At 59.3% G+C, this 21,267-nt stretch carries 20 protein-coding genes; 16 read left to right on the forward strand and 4 right to left on the reverse strand.

Going from position 1 to position 21,267, the window contains the following annotated elements; all coding sequences use genetic code 11:
• The first annotated feature begins 39 nt into the window (after positions 1 to 39).
• The 16 genes from fmt (at position 40) to secG (ending at position 16,561) form a co-directional block, all read left to right on the forward strand.
• The gene (gene fmt / locus QP922_RS03300) at positions 40 to 1,005 is read left to right on the forward strand and encodes a methionyl-tRNA formyltransferase (protein WP_284807915.1); all 966 of its coding nucleotides are present in this window, start codon (positions 40 to 42) and stop codon (positions 1,003 to 1,005) included.
• Positions 1,002 to 2,543 carry an RsmB/NOP family class I SAM-dependent RNA methyltransferase gene (locus tag QP922_RS03305; RefSeq protein WP_350309348.1) on the forward strand — a complete coding sequence of 514 codons (1,542 nt, stop codon included), beginning with the start codon at positions 1,002 to 1,004 and terminating at the stop codon, positions 2,541 to 2,543. Before fmt ends, QP922_RS03305 begins: the two co-directional genes overlap by 4 nt.
• Positions 2,544 to 2,571: 28 nt before the next feature.
• Positions 2,572 to 3,249: a ribulose-phosphate 3-epimerase gene (gene rpe, locus QP922_RS03310; protein ID WP_284807916.1), complete on the forward strand. Its 678-nt coding sequence runs from the start codon at positions 2,572 to 2,574 to the stop codon at positions 3,247 to 3,249.
• Positions 3,250 to 3,257: 8 nt separating this feature from the next.
• Positions 3,258 to 4,256 carry a bifunctional diaminohydroxyphosphoribosylaminopyrimidine deaminase/5-amino-6-(5-phosphoribosylamino)uracil reductase RibD gene (ribD, locus tag QP922_RS03315; protein ID WP_284807917.1) on the forward strand — a complete coding sequence of 333 codons (999 nt, stop codon included), beginning with the start codon at positions 3,258 to 3,260 and terminating at the stop codon, positions 4,254 to 4,256.
• A gap of 7 nt (positions 4,257 to 4,263) precedes the next feature.
• The gene (locus tag QP922_RS03320) at positions 4,264 to 4,878 is read left to right on the forward strand and encodes a riboflavin synthase (RefSeq protein ID WP_284807918.1); all 615 of its coding nucleotides are present in this window, start codon (positions 4,264 to 4,266) and stop codon (positions 4,876 to 4,878) included.
• An 11-nt stretch (positions 4,879 to 4,889) separates the two neighbouring features.
• Entirely contained in the window at positions 4,890 to 6,152 is a 1,263-nt protein-coding gene (locus QP922_RS03325) for a bifunctional 3,4-dihydroxy-2-butanone-4-phosphate synthase/GTP cyclohydrolase II (protein WP_284807919.1), read from the forward strand.
• A gap of 36 nt (positions 6,153 to 6,188) precedes the next feature.
• Positions 6,189 to 6,671 carry a 6,7-dimethyl-8-ribityllumazine synthase gene (gene ribH, locus QP922_RS03330; protein ID WP_284807920.1) on the forward strand — a complete coding sequence of 161 codons (483 nt, stop codon included), beginning with the start codon at positions 6,189 to 6,191 and terminating at the stop codon, positions 6,669 to 6,671.
• Between the two features lie 82 nt (positions 6,672 to 6,753).
• Entirely contained in the window at positions 6,754 to 7,317 is a 564-nt protein-coding gene (locus QP922_RS03335; RefSeq protein WP_070671146.1) for a PH domain-containing protein, read from the forward strand.
• Positions 7,317 to 9,371: an excinuclease ABC subunit UvrC gene (gene uvrC, locus QP922_RS03340; protein ID WP_284807921.1), complete on the forward strand. Its 2,055-nt coding sequence runs from the start codon at positions 7,317 to 7,319 to the stop codon at positions 9,369 to 9,371. The genes QP922_RS03335 and uvrC overlap by 1 nt, the downstream gene beginning before the upstream one ends.
• A 94-nt stretch (positions 9,372 to 9,465) precedes the next feature.
• Positions 9,466 to 10,347, forward strand: a complete 882-nt coding sequence (gene rapZ / locus QP922_RS03345; protein ID WP_284808030.1) for an RNase adapter RapZ — start codon at positions 9,466 to 9,468, stop codon at positions 10,345 to 10,347.
• A 63-nt stretch (positions 10,348 to 10,410) separates the two neighbouring features.
• On the forward strand, positions 10,411 to 11,376 hold the full coding sequence (locus tag QP922_RS03350) for a gluconeogenesis factor YvcK family protein (protein WP_284807922.1): 966 nt from the start codon (positions 10,411 to 10,413) through the stop codon (positions 11,374 to 11,376).
• A 141-nt stretch (positions 11,377 to 11,517) separates the two neighbouring features.
• Entirely contained in the window at positions 11,518 to 12,507 is a 990-nt protein-coding gene (gene whiA / locus QP922_RS03355) for a DNA-binding protein WhiA (protein WP_070671154.1), read from the forward strand.
• Between the two features lie 389 nt (positions 12,508 to 12,896).
• Positions 12,897 to 13,904 carry a type I glyceraldehyde-3-phosphate dehydrogenase gene (gene gap, locus QP922_RS03360; protein WP_070671156.1) on the forward strand — a complete coding sequence of 336 codons (1,008 nt, stop codon included), beginning with the start codon at positions 12,897 to 12,899 and terminating at the stop codon, positions 13,902 to 13,904.
• A gap of 191 nt (positions 13,905 to 14,095) precedes the next feature.
• Positions 14,096 to 15,313 carry a phosphoglycerate kinase gene (locus QP922_RS03365; RefSeq protein ID WP_070671157.1) on the forward strand — a complete coding sequence of 406 codons (1,218 nt, stop codon included), beginning with the start codon at positions 14,096 to 14,098 and terminating at the stop codon, positions 15,311 to 15,313.
• 38 nt (positions 15,314 to 15,351) lie between these two features.
• Positions 15,352 to 16,131, forward strand: coding sequence for a triose-phosphate isomerase (tpiA, locus tag QP922_RS03370; RefSeq protein ID WP_070671159.1), 780 nt, complete (start codon positions 15,352 to 15,354; stop codon positions 16,129 to 16,131).
• A 196-nt stretch (positions 16,132 to 16,327) separates the two neighbouring features.
• Positions 16,328 to 16,561, forward strand: coding sequence for a preprotein translocase subunit SecG (gene secG, locus QP922_RS03375; RefSeq protein ID WP_039675251.1), 234 nt, complete (start codon positions 16,328 to 16,330; stop codon positions 16,559 to 16,561).
• A gap of 146 nt (positions 16,562 to 16,707) precedes the next feature.
• On the opposite strand, the gene pgl is transcribed toward secG, so the two are convergent.
• From pgl to tal, 4 genes are all read right to left on the reverse strand, one after another.
• The gene (pgl, locus tag QP922_RS03380; protein ID WP_070671161.1) at positions 16,708 to 17,469 is read right to left on the reverse strand and encodes a 6-phosphogluconolactonase; all 762 of its coding nucleotides are present in this window, start codon (positions 17,467 to 17,469) and stop codon (positions 16,708 to 16,710) included.
• A gap of 44 nt (positions 17,470 to 17,513) precedes the next feature.
• Entirely contained in the window at positions 17,514 to 18,452 is a 939-nt protein-coding gene (locus QP922_RS03385; RefSeq protein ID WP_070671164.1) for a glucose-6-phosphate dehydrogenase assembly protein OpcA, read from the reverse strand.
• Between the two features lie 20 nt (positions 18,453 to 18,472).
• Entirely contained in the window at positions 18,473 to 19,924 is a 1,452-nt protein-coding gene (zwf, locus tag QP922_RS03390; RefSeq protein WP_502869585.1) for a glucose-6-phosphate dehydrogenase, read from the reverse strand.
• A 253-nt stretch (positions 19,925 to 20,177) separates the two neighbouring features.
• Positions 20,178 to 21,263 carry a transaldolase gene (gene tal / locus QP922_RS03395; RefSeq protein ID WP_284807924.1) on the reverse strand — a complete coding sequence of 362 codons (1,086 nt, stop codon included), beginning with the start codon at positions 21,261 to 21,263 and terminating at the stop codon, positions 20,178 to 20,180.
• Positions 21,264 to 21,267 lie beyond the last annotated feature (4 nt).

Here is a 21,267-nt window from a genome sequence, read left to right on the forward strand (position 1 = left end):
ACCCTCCTACACGTTTATTAGAAAGGTACGAGTCTTACAGTGCGCATCATTTTCGCCGGAACCCCCGAGCCAGCCGTCGTGGCGCTGGAGAAGCTCATTGCTTCCCGCCATGAGGTCGCTGCAGTCATTACGCGCCCCGATGCCCGCCGCGGCCGTGGACGCAGCCTCCACCCAAGCCCGGTCAAGGCTTTAGCGGAGAAACATGGAGTTGAGGTGCTGACACCAACCACGCTGAAGCCGGGGACCAAGGACGGCGATGCCCTCCGCGCACGTCTCGCCGAGCTTTCTCCCGAGGCAATTCCGGTGGTGGCCTATGGCAACCTTATTACTGAAGACCTTCTCCAGGTTCCGGCCCACGGTTGGGTCAACCTGCACTTCTCCCTTCTTCCCGCGTGGCGCGGAGCGGCCCCAGTCCAAGCATCCATCGCTGCTGGCGATGAGGTCACTGGCGCTACCACCTTCCGCATCGACAAGGGGCTGGATACCGGTGACATCCTTGCGACTTTGGAGGAGCGAATCCAGCCCACCGATACCGCAGATGATCTGCTCACCCGCCTTGCTTACGCCGGGGCAGACCTTCTCGTGGAGACGATGGATGGTCTCGAAGACGGCAGCATTTCCCCACAGCCGCAGGAAGGTGAAGCGACGTACGCGCACAAGATTGCTACAGAGGATGCCCGGATTGAGTGGGCACAGCCTGCCGACGTCATCGACCGCCACATCCGCGCCCATACTCCAGGCCCGGGTGCATGGACGCTTCTGGGAGAGTCGCGCCTTAAGGTCGGTCCGGTCAGCCTAGCTGCTGCTGAACCAGGCGAGGCTGAGTTGCGTCCGGGTGAGGTGCGCGTGGGTAAGAAGGATGTTGTCGTCGGCACGGGCAGCGCCCCAGTGCGTTTGGGCCAGATTCAGCCGCCAGGCAAGAAGATGATGAACGCCGCTGATTGGGGCAGAGGTTTGAGCAGCCAGTTGCCCAAGGATGAACAGAATGAGGTGACCTTCTCGTGAGCGGAGGATTCAGATCCCGCAGCAAGTCCGGTGACCCGGCTGATCGGGGACAGAAGAACCACGACACAAAGGGTCATGTCGGCTCGCAAAAGCGTGCCTCAGCGCGCCACAACAATCGTGGCACCGCGGGACGCCGACATGATCGCGTTCGCCCGACTGACTCGCTAATTCACGCGGCGCGCCGCAGCGGTGTCGATGTGCCGCGCGCGGTAGCTTTCGACGTACTTCGGCGAGTGGATGCTGACGATGCCTTCGCTAACCTCACGTTGCCCAAGGCGCTGAACGCGAACAAACTTTCTGGACGCGATGCGGCGTTTGCTACAGAACTTACCTACGGGTCCCTGCGCACCGAAGGCGTGCTTGATGCGGTTATCGCGAAATGTGCCTCCCGTGGACTTGATGCGATGGCGCCGGAGGTTCTCACAGCACTGCGTTTGGGCACGTACCAGGTGCTTTATACCCGCGTGGAGGCGCATGCAGCCGTCGACACCACTGTCCGCCTCGTCGAGGCAGCTGGCCACGAAAAGGCTAAAGGGTTTGCCAATGGCATCATGCGCACCATTACCCGCACGCCAGCAGAAGAGTGGCTGGAACAGCTGACTCCGAGCGGCGAGATTGCAGCATTAGCCTTCCGCCACGCCCATCCCGAGTGGATTGCCCGCTCTTTCGCGCGAGTTTTAGGAGATGCGGATGAGTTGGAGCAGGCGCTGGAGGCTGATTCCCAGCGGCCAATCGTGCACCTGGTAGCGCGTCCAGGAGACATTACTGCAGAAGAACTCGCGCTCATGACCGGCTGCGAGGAGGGCCAGTATTCGCCATACGCGGTCTATCTTGAGCACGGTGACCCAGGTTCGCTGGAACCCGTGCGCCAAGGTATGGCCGCGGTACAGGATGAAGGTTCGCAGCTTATTGCACGCGCGGTCACAGAGGCTCCCCTGATTGGAGACGACACCGGCCGCTGGCTGGATCTGTGTGCCGGACCGGGTGGTAAGGCTGCGCTCATGGCAGCTATTGCGCGCATCGACAGCGCAACTGTCGACGCCGTCGAAGTGTCCCCGCACCGAGCGAAGCTGGTGGAAAAGACCGCGAGGGATTTGCCGGTCCGTGTGCATACTGCCGATGGCCGCTCGCCTGGCCTCGAGCCTGGGTTTGACCGCATTCTTGTCGACGCCCCCTGTTCCGGCCTCGGCGCCCTGCGTCGCCGACCAGAAGCCCGATGGCGCAAGTCTGAATCCGATATCAAGGACCTCACCTCACTGCAGGCAGAGCTTCTCGAATCCGCACTTAACCTGGTTCGCCCGGGAGGCATTGTTGTCTATTCGACGTGTTCGCCGGACCTGCGTGAAACCCGCGAGATTGTCGATGCGGCCGTCGCCAAGCACGGCGAAGGAGCAGCGTTGCGCATTGAAGAGCTCGATGCGCGCGAACTCCTGCCGGACATGGGCAATGTGGGCAGCGAACTCTCCGCACAGTTGTGGCCGCATCGTCATGGCACCGACGCCATGTTTTTCGCGGTCCTTCGCCGACTAGCGGACTAGAGAGGACGAAGGGACTAGGCTGAGTGACATGTCTGCAACAAAGTCTGGTCCTATTATTGCCCCGTCTATTCTGGCCGCCGACTTTACCCAACTCGGTGAGGAAGTCCGCGCAGTAGCCAACGCGGACTGGATCCACGTTGACATTATGGATGGTCATTTCGTCCCCAATTTGTCTTTCGGCCCGGACATCACCGCCACCGTGGACGGCATCACGACGCAAACCCTCGACGTGCACCTCATGATTGAGGAGCCAGAGAAGTGGGTCGAGACCTATGCCAAGGCCGGTGCTGATTGCATCATCTTTCACGTTGAGGCTGTCGCCGACAAAGACGCGGCTTTAACGCTTGCACAGAAGATTCGGGACCTTGGCGTGCGTGCAGGATTCTCCATCAAACCTGGCACCCCGATTGAACCGTGGTTGGATTCTTTGGAGCACTTCGACGAGGTTCTCGTTATGTCTGTGGAGCCGGGTTTTGGCGGTCAAAGCTTCATGCCTGAGCAACTCGACAAGGTTCGCACGCTGCGCAAGTCCATTGATGAGCGCGGTCTGGATGTACTCATTGAAATCGACGGTGGCATTTCTGCCGACACCATCCGTCAATCCGCAGAAGCCGGTTGTGATGCCTTCGTGGCCGGTTCCGCCATTTACAAGCAGGCGGATAAGGCCGCGGCTGTCGACGAATTGCGCCGCCTAGCCACGCTGTAACCAGAGCTTTGATTGAGAATGCGTTGCGCCTGGCCATGACGGCCGGCGCCCAAGCACGAGGTACCACCAGCCCCAATCCACCCGTCGGGGCAGTCATTCTGGATTCCTCCGGTGAGATTGCTGGCGTGGGACACACGCAGCCTCCCGGCGGTCCCCACGCGGAGATTATGGCGCTCACGGCGGCGGGGGAGAAGGCCCGCGGCGGGACCGCCGTGGTGACGTTGGAGCCCTGCAACCACACCGGTCGCACGGGTCCGTGCGCGCAGGCGCTTATCGACGCCTCCCTGGCCAGTGTGTACTTCCTCCATCCCGATCCCACTCCCAAGGCAAGGGGCGGTGCCGCGGCCTTAGCGGCGGCCGGCATCACCGTCGGCACGCTTGAAGCGCCCGCAGGGATCGAGGATGCCCTCATACCGTGGCTTACTGCGATGGACCTGGGCCGGCCCCATGTCACGCTGAAGTTTGCCCAAAGCCTTGACGGCTTCACAGCTGCTGCCGACGGAACCAGCCAGTGGATTACCGGTGTTCGGGCCCGCGAACACGTCCATATCGACCGCGCTCGGCGCGATGCCATCCTCATTGGCACCGGCACGGCGTTGGCTGATAACCCTTCGCTCACTGCGCGCTTTCCAGACGGTGAATTGCGTGACAACCAGCCGCGGCGTGTCGTGGTGGGCAGCAGGGACGTCGCCAAGCATGGCGCCCAAAACCTGGCACGTTTGGGTTTCGAGCAGTATGCCACGCCGCAGGAAGCCCTAGCTGAGCTGTACGCCAGTGGGGCCCGTGACATCCTCGTGGAGGGCGGTGCTGGGCTTGCCACCAGCATGTTGGAGCTCGGGTATGTCGACCGGATTCAGGCCTACCTGGGCAACGTGATCCTCGGGGAAGGCACTGGTGTGCTCACGCACGCGGTGACATCGACGCTGGCCGATGCACCGCGCTGGCGCCGTCACTCCGTCCTGGAACTGGGCGATGACCTCCTTGTTGAATATCAGAGGAAAGGATAAAGACTCGATGTTTACCGGACTTGTAGAAGAAATCGGTCACGTGAAGAGCGTGGAGGAGCAGGGCGATGCCGTGCGCCTCGGTATTGCTGCGACGACAGTTTTAGACGATGCCCAGCTTGGTGATTCGATCTCGGTCAATGGTGTGTGCTTGACCGTAGCTGAGTTTGGCGAAGGCACGTTTATTGCCGATGTCATGCAGGAATCCTTGAACCGCAGTTCACTGGGGGAACTATCGATTGGCTCGGCGGTCAACCTCGAGCGTGCGGTCCTTCCCACCACACGCCTCGGCGGACACATTGTCCAAGGGCACGTGGATGGAACGGCGAAGCTGCTGTCACGGGCACCGTCGGAGAACTGGGAAGTCCTGCGTTTCAGCCTCCCGCAGGGGCTAGCGCATTACGTGGTGGAGAAGGGCTCCATCGCCGTGCAAGGAACCTCCCTGACTGTCTCGGCAGTGGGCGAGGACTACTTTGAGGTCTCGCTCATCCCGACCACCCTGCGCGATACGGTTTTCGGATCTCTGGAACCTGGGGCGACGGTCAACCTGGAAGTTGACGTGGTAGCTAAGTATGTGGAGAAGATGGTTCACCCTAACGTCATTGCGCGCTTAGGGGAGGGATAGAGTTAATCCTTATGACCGCCGCAGATTCAACCTTCACTCTAGATAGCGTCGACCAAGCCATCGCGGACATCGCGGCCGGAAAAGCTGTCGTCGTCGTGGACAACGAGGACCGCGAGAACGAGGGTGACCTCATCTTTGCCGCTGAGTTGGCTACTCCAGAACTCGTGGCCTTTATGGTGCGCTACAGCTCCGGCTACATTTGCGCACCACTCCTGCCAGAGGATTGTGAGCGGCTCAACCTGCCACCGATGATGGCTGTGAACCAAGACGTGCGTCATACCGCCTACACGGTGACGGTGGACTTAGCCAATGGCTCCACGGGTATCTCCGCCACCTCGCGCTGCGAGACGATTCGCGCGTTGGCGGACCTTTCCTCGAAGCCCACCGACTTCACCCGTCCAGGCCACGTGGTTCCCCTGGAAGCGCGCCCCAATGGCGTGCTCGAGCGTGATGGGCACACTGAGGCCTCTATCGATTTGGCCCGTCTGGCTGGACTGCGCCCAGCAGGTGTTCTCTGCGAGATTGTTTCTGAAGAGAATCCGACCGATATGGCGCGCTCCCCGGAATTGCGCCGCTTCGCCGATAAGCATGGACTCACGATGATTTCCATTGAGCAGCTCATCGAATGGCGCCGTCACAACGAGCAACAGGTGACCCGTCAGGTAGAGACCCGCTTGCCCACCGAACACGGCGAGTTTAGGGCGGTGGGTTACCGGAATGACGTCGACAAGCGCGAGCACATTGCACTCATCGTCGGTGACCTTAAGGATTACGTTGGTGCTACGGATGTGCCGGTGCGTGTGCACTCGGAGTGCCTGACCGGCGATGTTTTTGGTTCCCAGCGCTGTGATTGTGGCCCGCAGCTGCAGGAATCCTTGCGTGCTGTGCAGGAAGCCGGGCGGGGCATAGTTATCTACCTGCGTGGCCAGGAAGGGCGGGGCATTGGGCTCATCAACAAGCTCAAGGCCTATAGCCTGCAGGACGGCGGTTTGGACACCGTGGACGCCAACGTTGAGCAAGGCCTGCCGGAAGACGCCCGCGAATACTCCGTGGCCGGTCAGATTTTGCGAGATCTCGGCGTGACTTCTGTGAATCTGTTGACCAACAATCCACACAAGGGCGAAGGTCTGCAGGGCTTTGGCATTGATGCCTCGGCACGCACCGCACTGGCTACCCCCGCGACGGCGGATAACATCGCTTACCTGCGCACCAAGCGTGACCGTATGGGCCATGACCTGCCGCAGGTGGCAGAGTGGGACGAGAAACACTCTTAAACGTTTTCGACTTCAACGTTCACAAAGGAGCACACAATGAGCAAAGAAGGCCTTCCTACCCCGAAGAATGTCTCCGGTGAAGGTATCCGCGTAGCTGTGGTGACGGCGACGTGGAACGAGGAGATCTGCGATCAGCTGCACCGCCGCGCTATTGAAACCGCTGAAGCAGCAGGTGCCGAAGTGACCGCTGTGCGCGTCGTCGGTGCACTGGAGCTGCCGGTAGTGGTCCAAGCTGCGGCACGTACGCACGATGCCGTCGTTGCGCTGGGATGCGTAGTACGCGGTGGGACCCCGCACTTTGATTATGTGTGTGACTCGGTAACACAAGGCCTGACTCGCATTGCTCTGGATGAGTCGACGCCGGTAGGCAATGGTGTGCTTACCGTCAACGAGTATGACCAAGCAGTTGACCGCGCCGGTTTTGACAATTCCACCGAAGACAAGGGCGCGGAATCCATGCATGCAGCTTTAGAAACCGTGCACGCCTTGCGTACACTGAACGAGTCGACCCCGCAGTAGCCTGCGCAGTTGATGGGTGACGCGGCCCTAGCTGCGGTAGGCGACGCCGAGAAACGGGAGTGATAAACGGATGGAGGACTCGATGACGAACCCACAGGTTCCTTCGGATAAGGAGCAGCCGAATACTGCTCGCCCCGAACTGAGCGAAGAACAGATGTTGGCCTATACCAGTGCCGATCCCTTCGCTCAGACATCGACGAAGCCTTGGGAGTACGAAGCCCGCTCGCCCTTCCTGCGCAAAGTAGCCATCGTCTGGGTCATTCTTGTGATGGCGGCGCACCTCTTCATGGGCTTTACCGTAGGTTTGTCCTTTACCGGCGCCAGCGTGACCACTATTGATAAATTCGCTTTCCCCGGAGTGGGCGTGCTGATCTCCGTCCTGTCCTGGATCGCGCTTACCCGTCCGCGTCTTCGCGCTAATTCTGATGGTGTGGAGGTTCGCAACATTGTGGGTACGCGCTTTTATCCATGGCAGGTGATCTACGGCCTGTCCTTCCCGGAAGGTTCGCGAATGGCTCGCATCGAGCTGCCGGACTTCGAGTACGTGCCGGTGTGGGCACTGCAATCCGGTGATAAGGCTGACGTGATCCCGAAGGTGCGTTCCTTCCGTGACCTTGAAGCCCGCTACATGCCGCAGGATGACTAGTGGCTGATCCCACGACTTACCGCCCGGCTCCTGGAAGCATTCCTACGGACCCGGGCGTCTATAAATTCCGGGATGAGAACCGCCGCGTTGTCTACGTGGGCAAGGCAAAGAACCTCCGTGCGCGTTTGTCCAACTACTTTCAGGACATCACGCAACTGCATCCGCGGACCCGCCAGATGGTTCTCACAGCCGCGTCGGTGGAATGGACTGTGGTGGCCAGCGAGGTGGAAGCACTCCAGCTGGAATACACCTGGATTAAGCGTTTCGATCCGCGGTTCAATGTCATGTACCGCGATGACAAAACCTATCCTATGCTGGCGGTTTCGGTGGGGGAGACTATCCCGCGTGCGTTTTTCTACCGTGGCCCGCGCTGCAAAGGCGTGCGCTATTTCGGACCGTATTCGCATGCGTGGGCAGTACGTGAGTCACTCGATCTCCTCACCCGTGTGTTCCCCATGCGCACGTGCGCTAAAGGCGTGTACAACCGCCACGAGCGCCTAGGCAGGCCGTGCTTGCTGGGCTACATCGGCAAGTGCGATGCCCCATGTATTGGGCGGGTCAGCCCCGAAGAACACCGCGAGACGGTGAACCAACTCATAAGCTTCATGAACGGCAACACTGCGCCAGTGCGTAAGCGGTTGACCCGCAAGATGGAAGAAGCTTCGGAGAAGCTAGAGTTCGAACTGGCCGCACGCCTCCGTGATGACTTGGGCGCGATTGACAAGCTCATGGAGCAGCAGGCGGTGGTGCTCTCTGATGGCACTGACGCCGATCTCATTGCGTTTTGCTCCGATGAGCTTGAAGCAGCAGTACAGATCTTCCATGTGCGTGCAGGCCGTATCCGCGGCCAACGCGGGTGGGTAGTCGAGCGATCGGGCGACCAAGCCACGACGGAGCCCATCGAGGAGGGCAAGCCGGACCCTGGGCTGCCGGCGCTTATCCAGAACTTTCTTGTGCAGTTCTATTCCGATGCCGTCGACAGGCAGCGCCAAGAAGCCGCCGAGGACGCCAAACTGGAGCGCAGGGGAGTAGACCAAGAGTCCCACACCGACGTGCATCGCGGCAACGCTATTCCGCGTGAAATCTTGGTGCAGGTCCCACCTGAGGAAGCCGACCAAGTCAAGATCGTTTTGGAGGAACTGCGCGGCGCCCAAGTAGACCTGCGTGTCCCGCAACGCGGTGATAAACGCGCGCTCATGGAGACCGTAGAACGCAACGCTAAGGAGCAGCTGCGTCAGCACAAGCTCAAACGCGTTGGTGACCTCACTGCACGGTCGGCGGCGCTGCAAGAACTGCAGGAAGCCTTGGGCATGGACTCCGCACCGCTGCGCATTGAATGTACGGACATTTCGCACATCCAAGGCACCGATGTTGTGGCCTCCCTCGTTGTCTTCGAAGATGGTCTGCCGCGCAAGTCGGATTACCGCCGCTACCGCATTAAGGAAGCCGCCGGTGACGGGCACTCCAATGACGTGGCCTCCATTGCTGAGGTCACCCGACGCCGCTTCAAACACCACCACGATGACAAACGCGCCGTGCCGGATGAGGAACTGGAGAACACCACATTCGCTGACGAACGAGTGCGCGAGGAAGCCGCCAGCAACTCGACTCGCAGCTCCTATCCTCCACAGCTGTTCATCGTCGACGGCGGTGCGCCCCAGGTGGCAGCTGCCCAGGCAGTATTCGACGAACTGGGCATTGTCGATGTCACCCTGATTGGCTTGGCTAAGCGTCTGGAGGAGATTTGGGTGCCTGGTGACGATGAACCCGTTATCCTCCCACGCAATTCGCAAGCGCTCTTTCTACTTCAGCACCTGCGTGATGAGGCGCACCGCGTGGCCATTACCTATCACCGTCAGCAACGTTCCAAGCGCATGCGGACATCCGTGCTGGACTCCATACCAGGCTTGGGGCCACAACGACGCACTGATGTGGTCAAACATTTCGGCTCCGTGAAGAAGCTCAAGGAAGCCAGCGTGGAGGATATCGCGGAGGTCAAAGGCTTTGGCCCGAAGCTCGCGCAGACGGTGTACGACCACCTGCATAAGGACTAAGTCCTAAGCGTCCGCAGACCTCGCTGTAGGAAGTTGTACCCCGTCACGGTTTCGTTGCCGTTTTCACACCGAATCTTCAGGTGAGGTGGTAAGAATAGAGGCCATGACGTTGTTTGATTCCCCGCCCATTTTGGTGACCGGCATGTCCGGTGGAGGCCTAACCTCGGCAGCCAAGGTGTTGGAGGATAAGGGTTACTACGTGGCCCACAACATCCCGCCGAAAGCCATCGTTGACCTGCTCAAGCTTTGTGCACGCCCGGACTCACCGGTGACGAAGATTGCGGCGGTGACGGATGTGCGCTCCCGTATGTTCCCGGGATCCCTTCCAGAAACACTGGATGAGCTGACTGAGTTGGATATGAAGCCCACGCTTCTTTTCCTCGATGCACGCGATGATGTCCTTATTCGTCGATTCGATTCGGTACGTCGTACTCACCCGCTCCAGGACGGGGAGACCCTCAAGGCAGGTATCCAACGTGAGCGCGTAGCCGTCCAGGAGATTCGTGACCGTGCCGATATCATCATCGACACAACTAATCTATCCATCCACGACCTGCGCCGAGCTATCGAGGCGTCGTTCGGTGAGATGGGGCATGAACGCCAGCACGTCACGCTTGAGTCTTTTGGCTTCAAACATGGCTCACCGCGTGATGCCGATCTCGTCGTCGATGTCCGGTTCCTTCCCAATCCTTATTGGGTTCCGGAACTGCGCGGCTACCGCGGTACAGACGAGCCTGTAGCTGACTACGTCTTGTCACGTGATGCTGCACAGCCCTTCATCCAGAACTTCATCAACATGTTTGACTCGATGCTGACTGGCTACCGCCATGAAGGAAAGAACTTCATCACGGTAGGCATTGGCTGTACCGGTGGTCACCACCGCTCCGTCGCGATTACTGAAGAAGTCGCGCGCAGGCTGCGCGAGCGCGGGGACATCGACGTCAGTACGCTGCACCGCGACATTAATCGCGATTAGTTTCACTCTCTCTCACACCACACATCGAAAGCCGGTACCTACGTGACCATAGCTCCTTCTCACATGGCTAGCCTTGGTGGTGGCCATGGTCTTTACCAAACCCTGCTGGCAGCTCGCCGTACGGGCGCCGAAGCGATCTCTGCCATTGTGACAGTGGCGGATGACGGCGGCTCTTCCGGTCGGCTTCGCCGTGAGCTTGACATCATTCCTCCCGGGGACCTACGCATGGCGTTAGCTGCGTTGTCCAGTGATTCCGAAGAAGGCCAGCTGTGGGCCACAACTTTGCAGCACCGTTTTCGCGGCGATGGTGCCATGGCTGGACACGCCGTGGGTAACCTGCTCATCGCCGGATTGAGCGACGTGCTGGGTGATTTCCAGGCCGCGCTCGATGCGGTGGCTAAGCTAACGGACTCCGCTGGACGGGTGCTCCCGTCCGTCAACCTCCCGCTTAATATTGAGGCAGATGTTGCCGGGCTTGACGACGACCCCCGTGTCATGCGCGCAGTGCGCGGCCAAGTAGCCGTTGCCTCGACGGTGGGACAGGTACGCCGCGTGCGCATCATTCCGGAACGTCCGGATGCAAACCCAGAAACTCTTGACGCGCTACATCAAGCGGACATGATTACCCTAGGGCCTGGATCGTGGTTTAGTTCTGTCTTGCCACACGTGTTGGTTCCGGACATCGTGGAAGCTATAACGTCCTCGGACGCGCTGCGTGTCGTCGTCCTGAATCTGTCTGCCGAGCCGGGAGAAACCCAAGGGTTTTCTGCCGAACGTCACCTTCACGTACTGGCACAACATGCCCCGAATCTACGGGTTGACCGCGTTATCGTCGACAGCGAAAGCTTGCCGAATGAATCCGAGCGTGTCTTTGTTCAGCGTGCTGCAAGCGTGCTAGGAGCGACGGCGGTATTCCGGGACGTGTGCCAGGTCGATGACAACGGGCAAACCCTTAACAAGCATTGTCCCGATAAGCTTGCTGCGGTGTTTAATGAGCTCTACAGCGAGTACGCCAGAGAGACCCACTAGCCGAAGCATCGACGTACTGCTTAGTTCGGCCAGCAAGGTGCGGTAGAACCCCTGGCGTGCGCGTGCGCACGGCCCGCACGTTAAACTATGGGGCACTTACAGCCGCATGGCGGCATCAACAGTCGAAAGGGGAGACACGAGGTGTCTGCGTCATTGACCGATCAGGTCAAGGAGGAACTAACGGCGGTTTCCGTACCGCGTCAGTCTGCCCGCGCGGCAGAGGTTGCGGCTATCTTGCGGTTCGCTGGCGAGCTTCACGTCACTGGCGAGCGCGTCACCTACGACGTCGAGCTGGAGTCTAAAAAGGTGGCTGACCGCCTCGTCGCGGCGTTGGATGAGCTGTATTCGATCACCGCCACGACGCACCTAGCGGGTCCCGCGTCTTCGTCAAAGAAGAACCGCATTCAGGTACGTATCACGTCTGGCGCGAAGGAGCTTACCCGTCGACTCGGTCTGGTGACGCGTTCTGGGCACCCAGTAGTGGGCCTGCCACCGCAAGTTATCTCCGGTTCTATTGCCGATAATGAGGCCGCGTGGCGTGGCGCATTCCTGGCCCAGGGATCGCTCACTGAGCCGGGGCGTTCTTCAGCTCTGGAAGTTACCTGCCCATGCCAAGAGGCAGCGCTAGCGCTTGTGGGCTGTGCCCGCCGCCTAGGTGTGCCAGCTAAGACGAAGGAAACTCGTGGTGCGGACCGTGTCGTAGTACGCGACGGTGACGCTATTGGTGCGCTGTTGACTCGTATGGGTGCACAAGAAACTCGCCTGACCTGGGAGAAGAAGCGCATTCAGCGCGAAGCTCATGATACGTCCCGTCGCCTCGACAACTTTGACGATGCCAACCTGCGCCGCTCGGCGCGTGCGGCTGTCACTGCAGCTGCGCGCGTCGAGCGTGCAATGGTGATTTTGGGGGATGACGTACCTGAGCACCTGGCCGATGCAGGCCGTTTGCGCGTACAGCACCGTGAAGCGTCCTTGGAAGAACTAGGACGTCTGGCGGACCCGCCGATGACCAAAGATGCAGTAGCGGGCCGTATCCGACGACTGCTGTCCATGGCAGATAAACGCGCGAAAGAGCTAGGCGTCCCCGACACAACAAAGTCCGTCACCGAGGACCTTTTCGATGATGCCTAAGCCATGTTGATGCCCGTTCGGACATGAGTCTGACGGATTTCGGCGAAGCCACCCTGAATATATGTCTGGGTGGCTTAACTAGTTTTTGGTTGGGTGACATATCCCACGTCGTTTCAACACTATGCAACACAATCCCACATGAACGGGCATATCTGCAGGTGTAACGGTGTATCTGACCCCCGAGCGCTAAAAGACGCTCTACCAGTGTACGCCTCTTTTGAACATGCTGCTAGCGCGTTCACTGAGGGAGCTACGGACCTGTGCGAAGGTCAAAATCCGTGGGTAGTATCGGCCGTGTTGGGAAAACCGACGACGACGTCACAAGAGAGTGGCCGCCTATCGGACGTCCCCACGCAGAACTTCACTCGATTATTTGAGGAGACATTACCGTGACCATTCGCGTAGGCATCAATGGCTTCGGCCGCATTGGCCGTAACTTCTTCCGTGCAGTTGCACAGGGCAACAATGACCTCGAGGTTGTCGCCGTCAACGACCTGACCGATAACGCTACTCTGGCAAACCTGCTCAAGTATGACTCCGTTCTCGGCCGCTTTGATGGCGAGATTGAACACGATGATGAGTCCATCACCGTTAACGGTCACCGAATTGCCGTGTCCGCTGAGCGCGACCCGAAGAACCTGAACTGGGGCGAGCACAACGTCGACATTGTTATCGAGTCCACCGGCTTCTTCACCGATGGTGAAGCAGCAAAGGCTCACCTCGAGTCTGGTGCCAAGAAGGTCATCATCTCCGCACCGGGCAAGAACGTTGACGCAACCTTCGTCTATGGTGTCAACTCTGACGAGTACGACGCTGCCAACCACAACGTTATCTCCGCAGCATCCTGCACCACCAACTGCCTCGCTCCGATGGCCAAGGTCCTGCACGAGAAGTTCGGCATCGAAAAGGGCCTGATGACCACCATCCACGCTTACACCGGTGACCAGCGCATCCAGGACGCTCCGCACCGCGACCTGCGCCGCGCTCGCGCCGCAGCCGTGAACATGGTTCCGACCTCCACCGGTGCAGCCAAGGCTGTCTCCCTGGTTCTCCCGGAGCTGGAGGGCAAGCTCGACGGCTACGCCATGCGTGTGCCGACAATCACCGGTTCCGCTACCGACCTGACCTTCCAGGCTTCTCGTGAGGTTACCGCTGAGGAAATCAACGCCGCTATCAAGGAAGCCGCTACCGGCGAGTTCGGTGAGACCCTGGGCTACACCGAGGACCCGATTGTCTCCACCGACATCATCACTGACCCGCACGGTTGCATCTTCGATGCTGGTATGACCAAGGTGTCCAACGGCAACTTCGTCAAGGTACTTGGCTGGTACGACAACGAGTGGGGCTACACCAACCAGCTGGTCCGCACCACCTCCCTGGTAGCTTCCAAGCTCTAAGGCTCCGGCGCCTTTAGATGACCACAGTGACAACGCTGTGACTACTCCGGCCCATGCACTACGCCCTCGCTATCGTGGCGTGCGCTGGGCCGGTTGTCGTCTGTGGGGGTGATAGTGATACACCTTCCCACACTTCTTAACTGAATACCTCTAACCTTTAGCTTGAACACAGACCATTAAAGGAGAACACCATGGCTTTCAAGACTTTGGATGACCTGCTCGCAGAAGGCGTCGAGGGCCGCCACGTCCTCGTGCGCTCGGACTTCAACGTCCCTTTGGATGATGAAGGAAACATCACTGACTCCGGCCGCATCACTGCGTCCCTTCCCACCATCAAGGCACTCGTGGAGGGCGGCGCCAAGGTAATCCTGTCCGCTCACCTGGGACGTCCGAAAGGTGAGGTCAAGCCGAAGTACTCGCTGGCGCCGGTTGCTGAGGCTCTGTCCGAAGCTCTCGACCAGTACGTTGCGCTCGCCGGCGATGTCAGCGGTGAGGACGCTCATGAACGCGCGAACGGCCTCAACGATGGCGATGTTCTCCTGTTGGAAAACGTTCGCTTCGACCCGCGTGAGACCTCGAAGGAAGAAGCTGAACGTGGCGCTTTTGCCGATGAACTTGTCGCTCTAGCCGCTGACAACGGAGCCTTTGTTTCCGACGGTTTCGGCGTTGTCCACCGCGCCCAGGCTTCCGTCTACGACGTGGCTAAGCGCCTTCCCGCTTACGCTGGCAAGCTCGTCCAGAAGGAAGTAGAGACTCTCGCTGCTGTGGCTAAGGAGCCGGAGCACCCCTATGTCGTCGTTCTTGGCGGTGCTAAGGTCTCCGACAAACTTGGCGTTATCGAGGCACTGGCTGGCAAGGCTGACAAGGTCATCATCGGCGGTGGCATGTGCTACACGCTTTTGGCAGCACAGGGCTACAACGTTCAGAACTCTCTGCTGCAGGAGGATCAGATTGACAACTGCAAGAACTTGCTTGAGCGTTTCGGCGACAAGATTGTTCTCCCAGTCGACCTAGTAGCAGCCACTGAGTTCGATGCTCACGCTGAGAACAAGGTCGTCGCGCTCGACGGGATTCCGGAAGGCTGGATGTCCCTCGATATCGGACCGGAGTCTGTGAAGAAGTTCGATGAGGTCATCGCTACCTCCAAGACTGTCTTCTGGAATGGCCCCATGGGCGTTTTCGAGATGGAGGCCTTCTCCAAGGGCACCGCAGGTGTCGCACAGGCCATCATCGATGCCACCGCGAAGAACGGTTCCTTCACCGTCGTTGGCGGTGGCGACTCCGCAGCCTCCGTCCGCCTCCTCGGCCTCGACGAAGAAGGCTTCTCCCACATTTCCACTGGCGGCGGCGCTTCCTTGGAGTTCCTGGAGGGCAAGGTGCTGCCGGGCGTCAAGGTCCTCGAGTCCTAATCCACTACGTTCAAGCTCAACCTGTAGAAAGGCACATCATGGCACGTACCCCACTTATCGCAGGCAACTGGAAGATGAACCTCGACCACAAGGAAGCCATTGGCTCCCTACAGAAGTTCGCCTTTGCACTGCCGAAGGATTACTACGAGAAGGTCGACGTCGCCTTCATGGTTCCGTTCACCGATATCCGCACTGTGCAGACTCTTGTTGACGGCGACGACCTCAAGTTCACCTACGGCTCCCAGGACATCTCCAAGCACGAGTCCGGCGCCTACACCGGTGAGGTTTCCGGCAAGATGCTCTCTGCTCTGGGCTGCTCGTGGGCAGTCGTTGGCCACTCCGAGCGCCGCCAGTACCACGGCGAGACCGACAAACTCGTGGCTGAGAAGGCCGCTGCGGCTCTGGCCAATGGCATCAGCCCTATCGTCTGTGTAGGCGAGCCGCTTGACGTTCGCGAAAAGGGCACGCACGTTGATTACGTGGTTACCCAGACCCGCAACTCGCTGGAGGGCCTGTCAGCCGATGACTTGGCCAAGACTGTTATTGCTTACGAGCCAGTGTGGGCCATCGGTACCGGCAAGGTGGCCTCTGCTGATGACGCTCAGGAAGTGTGCGCGGCCATCCGTGACCTCGTCCGCGAGCTTGGTGGCGATGACGTTGCAGAGAGCATCCGTATTCTCTACGGTGGCTCCGTCAAGGTTGACTCCGTTGCTGAAATCGTAGGCAAGCCGGACGTTGACGGCGGTCTGGTTGGCGGCGCATCGCTCAAGGGTGAGGAGTTTGCCAAGCTGGCAGCTAACGCTGCTTCGGATGCTTAGGCTCTGACGCACTCACGCCGCTGCACCACACAGCTGCACTACCGCTAAGCGGGTCGGAATGGTTTCCGGCCCGCTTTATGGTGTAGCATCGAGGAATATCCTGCGCTGGCTAGATACTGAGGCACCTCCAGTAGTGCCGTCTTGTTGCCGCGCAACCATTACAAACGCTTCAACCGTGTAAACAAGGAACTATTTCATGATCTTGGCACTGGAAATCATCCTGGTGATTGCCGCAATCCTCATGTCCATCTTCGTGCTTCTGCACAAGGGCAAGGGCGGCGGCCTGTCGAGTCTTTTCGGCGGCGGCGTGCAGTCCAACCTTTCTGGTTCTACCGTGGTGGAGAAGAACCTTGATCGCTACACCGTGGTCATGGTCATTATCTGGCTCGCCTGCATCGTGGCCCTGAACCTGCTTCAGGCGTACAGCTAGAATATTTATCTCTGCACGCCATGTGCGTGTGGGTAGCAGAACCAAAAGCCGCGACCTCCTTCAAGAAGGTAAGGTCGCGGCTTTTGTCGTTGATGCGAGAAGTCCCTAGTGAGTCGGCTTTCTAAAAGCCTGAGGGACTCTATGCTCTATAGCTCAGTGGCAGCACTGTCAGCGAGGAATAGAACAGTTTCCTCGGTGCCGTGGGCACCGGCAGCGGGCCAGTCCTCAGCAGCGTCGCCTGCGACAAGATGCGCTGCGGCCTCTGCCTTTTCCTCGCCCGCGACGAGGAACCAGACGCGCTGCGAACGGTTAATCGCAGGATAGGTCAGCGTGACACGTTCTGCCGGGGGCTTGGGCGAATCATGGACTGCAAAGGCATAGTCTTTGTCTTCGTACACAGCCTCTGCGTGCGGGAAAATGGAATTAATGTGGCCTTCTCCGCCCATGCCCAGCAAGTGGAGGTCAAAGCCTTCAGGAGCGAACTCACGAATCTCGCCCTCGTAGGCCTGAGCCGCGTGCTCCATCGAGATAGCGCCGAGATCATAACCGTGGATGTGCTGCTCTGGAATATCTACGTGGCTGAGGAGTGCTTCACGGGCTTGACCTTCGTTGGAATCGGGGTCCGTGACTGGCACATTGCGCTCGTCACCAAAGAAGACATGAACGCGAGACCAATCCACCGCGAGCGCAGGGAAATCGGGTCCCTGCGTCTTGGCAGCGTGGTCCAAGCGCGCCAGCTCGCGAAGGAGACCAATCCCTGCGCCGCCACCGGTGAGCACTACGCGGGCGACGCCATCTTTATGCAGGCCGCCGCCCGGGGTCTGGACTGCCGCAATCGCATCGACGAATGCGAGAGCGGCGGAGGATATGAGTTCGTCTACATCGCTGACGCGGTGAAGAGTAACCATGGTGCAGGGCGATCCTTCGTGAAAACTATCGAGGTTCAGTTTCTTTATTGCTTCTCACTGTAGTCTACGTTCGCCAAAGCACGGAGAGCATGGGCGTATGTCCTGTCTGCGTCTAAATGGCGAAGTTCCTCGGACAGCACCTCAGCTTCCGAGCGAACCGCTAGGCTCACGAGGGATTCCGGTGAGCCTGGAACGGTGACCTTGACGGTTTCGGAGTCGACGACCGTAATGCTGACATCTGCAGTCGGTCGGCGGAACACCAGGGAAGCAATCGGGAACGTGTTGTCGTCGCACTCAGTGACGGTGCGGTGGACGGGGACGGAGAGGGCGTCGAGAAGCCACCCTGCGGCAAAGTCCACGGCTGCATGGTTGTGTGCACCGGCGATTTCCACCGAGGTCACAGGCTCGTGCGGGTGGCGGTCCAGCGCCGACGCAACAATGCCGCGCCACAAGGTGATAGCGCCCCAGGACATATCGGAGTCACCCGGCTTATAACCTGACGACAACAGGTGAAGGTCGTATTGATCGACGCCATCACCATGGGCCACGTTGGTGATGCGGCGCTGAGCCAGCCTACCAATCGGAACCGAAGCTGGGGACTGAGGGCAGGCCGTAGGCCACCACGCCACGATAGGTGTATCGGGCAACAGCAGGGGAGTGACCACTGCCTCTGCTTGGTCGGCCAAAGCGCCGTGGAGATGCATGACTACGATCTCGGAAGCACCAGCCTCGCCGCCAACACGCAGCTCCGCGTCAAGGCGCGGTTTATCAGCTGGATTGGCGCGCGCAATGACGATCACGCGGGAAGGATGCTCATGAGAGGCATCGCGGACAGAGTCCAGCAGATTGTCAAGGTCATCGCCTTCCTGTGTCATGACGATAAGTGTGAGCACGCGGCCCGTGGTAAGGGTGTAGTGCTCTTGCATCTCCACGAGCTTCTGGGAAATCTTGCGCGTCGTCGTATCGGGCAAAGGGATAATCATGGTGCTGTACTCCTCAGGACCTACGGACGGCGCCAGGAGTGACCCTGACGGCGCAGCATTCTATCAGCGGACTCGGGTCCCCACGTTCCCGCGCGGTACTGTTCGGGCTGGCCAATACCAGACCAGTACTCAATGATGGGATCCAGGATGGACCACGACAATTCAACCTCACGGTTGGTGGGAAAGAGCGAAGACTCATCCAAAAGCGCATCGAGGATGAGGCGTTCGTAAGCCTCGGGGGACTCTTCGGTGAAGGCGGAGGCGTAAGCAAAGTCCATGTTGACATCACGGACTTCCATCGTGGAACCTGGAACCTTTGAACCAAAGCGCATGGTCACGCCTTCATCCGGCTGAACACGGATAACCACAGCGTTCTGGTCGAGTGCCTCGGCCTGACCCTGGTCAAAAGGTTGGTGTGGGGCAGTTTTGAACACGAGGGCGATTTCGGTGACACGTCGGCCCAAGCGCTTGCCAGTGCGCAAGTAGAAGGGGACTCCAGCCCAACGGCGCGAATTCACCTTGAGAGTGCAGGCGGCGTAGGTCTCGGTCGTGGATTCGGGATCGAAGCCTTCTTCTTCACGCAAACCCTTGACATACACCGAACCTTGCCAACCGGCCGAGTATTGACCGCGAGCGGTGGTCTTGTTGAGCGGATGCACCGCTTGCGTGGCTTCCAAGACCTTAATCTTCTCGGACTGTAGGGCTGCCGGGGCGAAGGAAGATGGTTCCTCCATGGCGACAAGTGCAAGCAACTGCAGCAGGTGATTTTGAATGACGTCGCGCGCAGCGCCAATACCGTCGTAGTAGCCGGCTCGGCCGCCTAGGCCAATGTCCTCAGCCATCGTGATCTGGACGTGGTCGATGTAGTGCGCATTCCACATCGGCTCGAAGATCTGGTTGGCAAAGCGCAGCGCCATGATGTTTTGCACGGTTTCTTTGCCCAGGTAATGGTCGATACGGAAGACCGACGATTCTGGGAAGACGGCATTAACAATCTCGTTGAGCTCACGGGCGGAAGCCTGATCGTGGCCGAATGGCTTCTCAATGATGACGCGGCGCCATGAGCTTTCCGTGCTATCGGCCATGCCTACACGTTCCAGTTGGTGGCAAATATCAGAGAAGAACTCTGGTGGAACGGACAAGTAGTAGGCCCAGTTACCACCCGTGCCACGGGAGGTGTTGAGCTCAGACAGCCGCGCTGAGAGCTTGTCAAAGCCGGCATCATCGAAGTTGCCTTGAACAAACTCGATGCCCTTGGCTAGGTGCTCCCAGACATGCTCATTGAAGGTAGTGCGGGCGCCTGCTTCGGCAGCCTCGCGAACGTAGGCGCAGAAGGCGTCCTTGTCCCAGTCGCGGCGGCCGTAGCCTACGAGGGTGAAGCCGGCCGGCAACAGACCGCGGTTGGCCAAATCGTAGATGGCCGGCAGGAGCTTCTTGCGTGCCAAGTCACCGGTCACGCCGAAAATCACCATGCCAGAGGGTCCAGCAATGCGCGGAAGACGCTTGTCCTTCGCGTTGCGCAACGGGTTGACCCACGCGCTGGTAGTGCTCACTAAGTGTCCTTTCGGTCTGTGTGAGGTAAGTCCAACAGCCCAGCATAGCGATACGCGCCCCACCAACGATAGTTGCCTGTGTGTTGGTGGGGCGAGTGGTGCGGCTGAACCTTAAAGAGATGCTTCGCAGCGCGGTTTTTCCGGCTGCGGATGGACTCGGAGAAGGCGGCGGCTAAGCCAAGCGATCCGTCATCGAGGAGAGGAGTTCTTCCCACGCAGTGACGAACTTGTCCACGCCTTCTTGCTCCAGCACAGAGAAGACATCGGCGAAGTCAATGCCCACTGCTTCCAGTTGTGCGAAGACCTTATCTGCCTGTGCACCAGCGTTACTGAGCGTATCGCCGTGCAGGTTGCCCTGTTCAAGGACAGCGTCGATAGTCTTCTCCGGCATGGTGTTCACCGTGTTCGGGCCTGCCAGCTCGGAGACATACAGCGTGGCGGGGTACTCGGGGTTCTTCACACCCGTGGATGCCCATAGCGGACGCTGTACTTGCGCGCTTTCTGGCAGCCCAGAATCGGCGCCGAACTCCTTGGTGAACAGTGCGTAGGCACGCTGAGCATTGGCCACACCGGCCTTCCCACGAAGTGCCAAAGCTTCGTCACTACCTAGCAATTCGAGGCGCTTGTCCACCTCGGTATCAAGGCGAGACACGAAGAAGGATGCTACGGAATGGATAGCGGAGACGTCCTTACCGGCTTTCGCCGCGCGGGCGATGCCTTCCTTGTAGGCAGCGATGACCTCAGCGTAACGCTCCACTGAGAAAATCAGGGTGACGTTGACGGAAATACCTTCAGTGAGGGCGTCCGTGATAGCTGGCAGGGAACCTTCCGTAGCCGGAATCTTGATCATGAGGTTGGGACGATCCACCTTCGCCCACAGTTCACGGGCCTGAGCCAACGTGGCCTCAGCATCCGCGGAGATGCGCGGATCCACCTCGATGGAAACGCGGCCATCGCGTCCTCCGGTCTTGTCGAAGATATCCGAGAAAACATCGCAGGCATTGCGGACATCGTCGATGGCGAGGGAGTAGACAGCGTCATCAGCCGTTGCCTCCTGATCCTTCAGCGCAGCGATATCAGCGTCGTAGGAGGTTCCAGAGGACATCGCTGATGCGAAGATAGCCGGATTCGTGGTGACACCCACGATGGACTTGGAGGTGAGAAGCTCGCGGAGATTACCTGAATCGAGGCGCTCGCGCGACAAATCATCGAGCCATGTTGAAGTGCCAAGTTCAGCGAGATCATCGATGTGCGTCATGGTG

The organism is Corynebacterium sp. MSK218, from assembly GCF_030232655.1.
Lineage (GTDB): Bacteria > Actinomycetota > Actinomycetes > Mycobacteriales > Mycobacteriaceae > Corynebacterium.

What these genes read in the sequence shown, in the direction of transcription:
- QP922_RS03350 (WP_284807922.1), top strand. Translation starts at nt 10,411, where the DNA reads ATGGCTAGCCTTGGTGGTGGCCATGGTCTTTACCAAACCCTGCTGGCA.
- QP922_RS03365 (WP_070671157.1), top strand. Translation starts at nt 14,096, where the DNA reads ATGGCTTTCAAGACTTTGGATGACCTGCTCGCAGAAGGCGTCGAGGGC.
- rpe (WP_284807916.1), top strand. Translation starts at nt 2,572, where the DNA reads ATGTCTGCAACAAAGTCTGGTCCTATTATTGCCCCGTCTATTCTGGCC.
- QP922_RS03385 (WP_070671164.1), bottom strand. Translation starts at nt 18,452, where the DNA reads ATGATTATCCCTTTGCCCGATACGACGACGCGCAAGATTTCCCAGAAG.
- tal (WP_284807924.1), bottom strand. Translation starts at nt 21,263, where the DNA reads ATGACGCACATCGATGATCTCGCTGAACTTGGCACTTCAACATGGCTC.
- QP922_RS03325 (WP_284807919.1), top strand. Translation starts at nt 4,890, where the DNA reads ATGACCGCCGCAGATTCAACCTTCACTCTAGATAGCGTCGACCAAGCC.
- QP922_RS03335 (WP_070671146.1), top strand. Translation starts at nt 6,754, where the DNA reads ATGACGAACCCACAGGTTCCTTCGGATAAGGAGCAGCCGAATACTGCT.
- QP922_RS03320 (WP_284807918.1), top strand. Translation starts at nt 4,264, where the DNA reads ATGTTTACCGGACTTGTAGAAGAAATCGGTCACGTGAAGAGCGTGGAG.
- secG (WP_039675251.1), top strand. Translation starts at nt 16,328, where the DNA reads ATGATCTTGGCACTGGAAATCATCCTGGTGATTGCCGCAATCCTCATG.
- pgl (WP_070671161.1), bottom strand. Translation starts at nt 17,469, where the DNA reads ATGGTTACTCTTCACCGCGTCAGCGATGTAGACGAACTCATATCCTCC.
- zwf (WP_502869585.1), bottom strand. Translation starts at nt 19,924, where the DNA reads ATGGTGATTTTCGGCGTGACCGGTGACTTGGCACGCAAGAAGCTCCTG.
- tpiA (WP_070671159.1), top strand. Translation starts at nt 15,352, where the DNA reads ATGGCACGTACCCCACTTATCGCAGGCAACTGGAAGATGAACCTCGAC.
- ribH (WP_284807920.1), top strand. Translation starts at nt 6,189, where the DNA reads ATGAGCAAAGAAGGCCTTCCTACCCCGAAGAATGTCTCCGGTGAAGGT.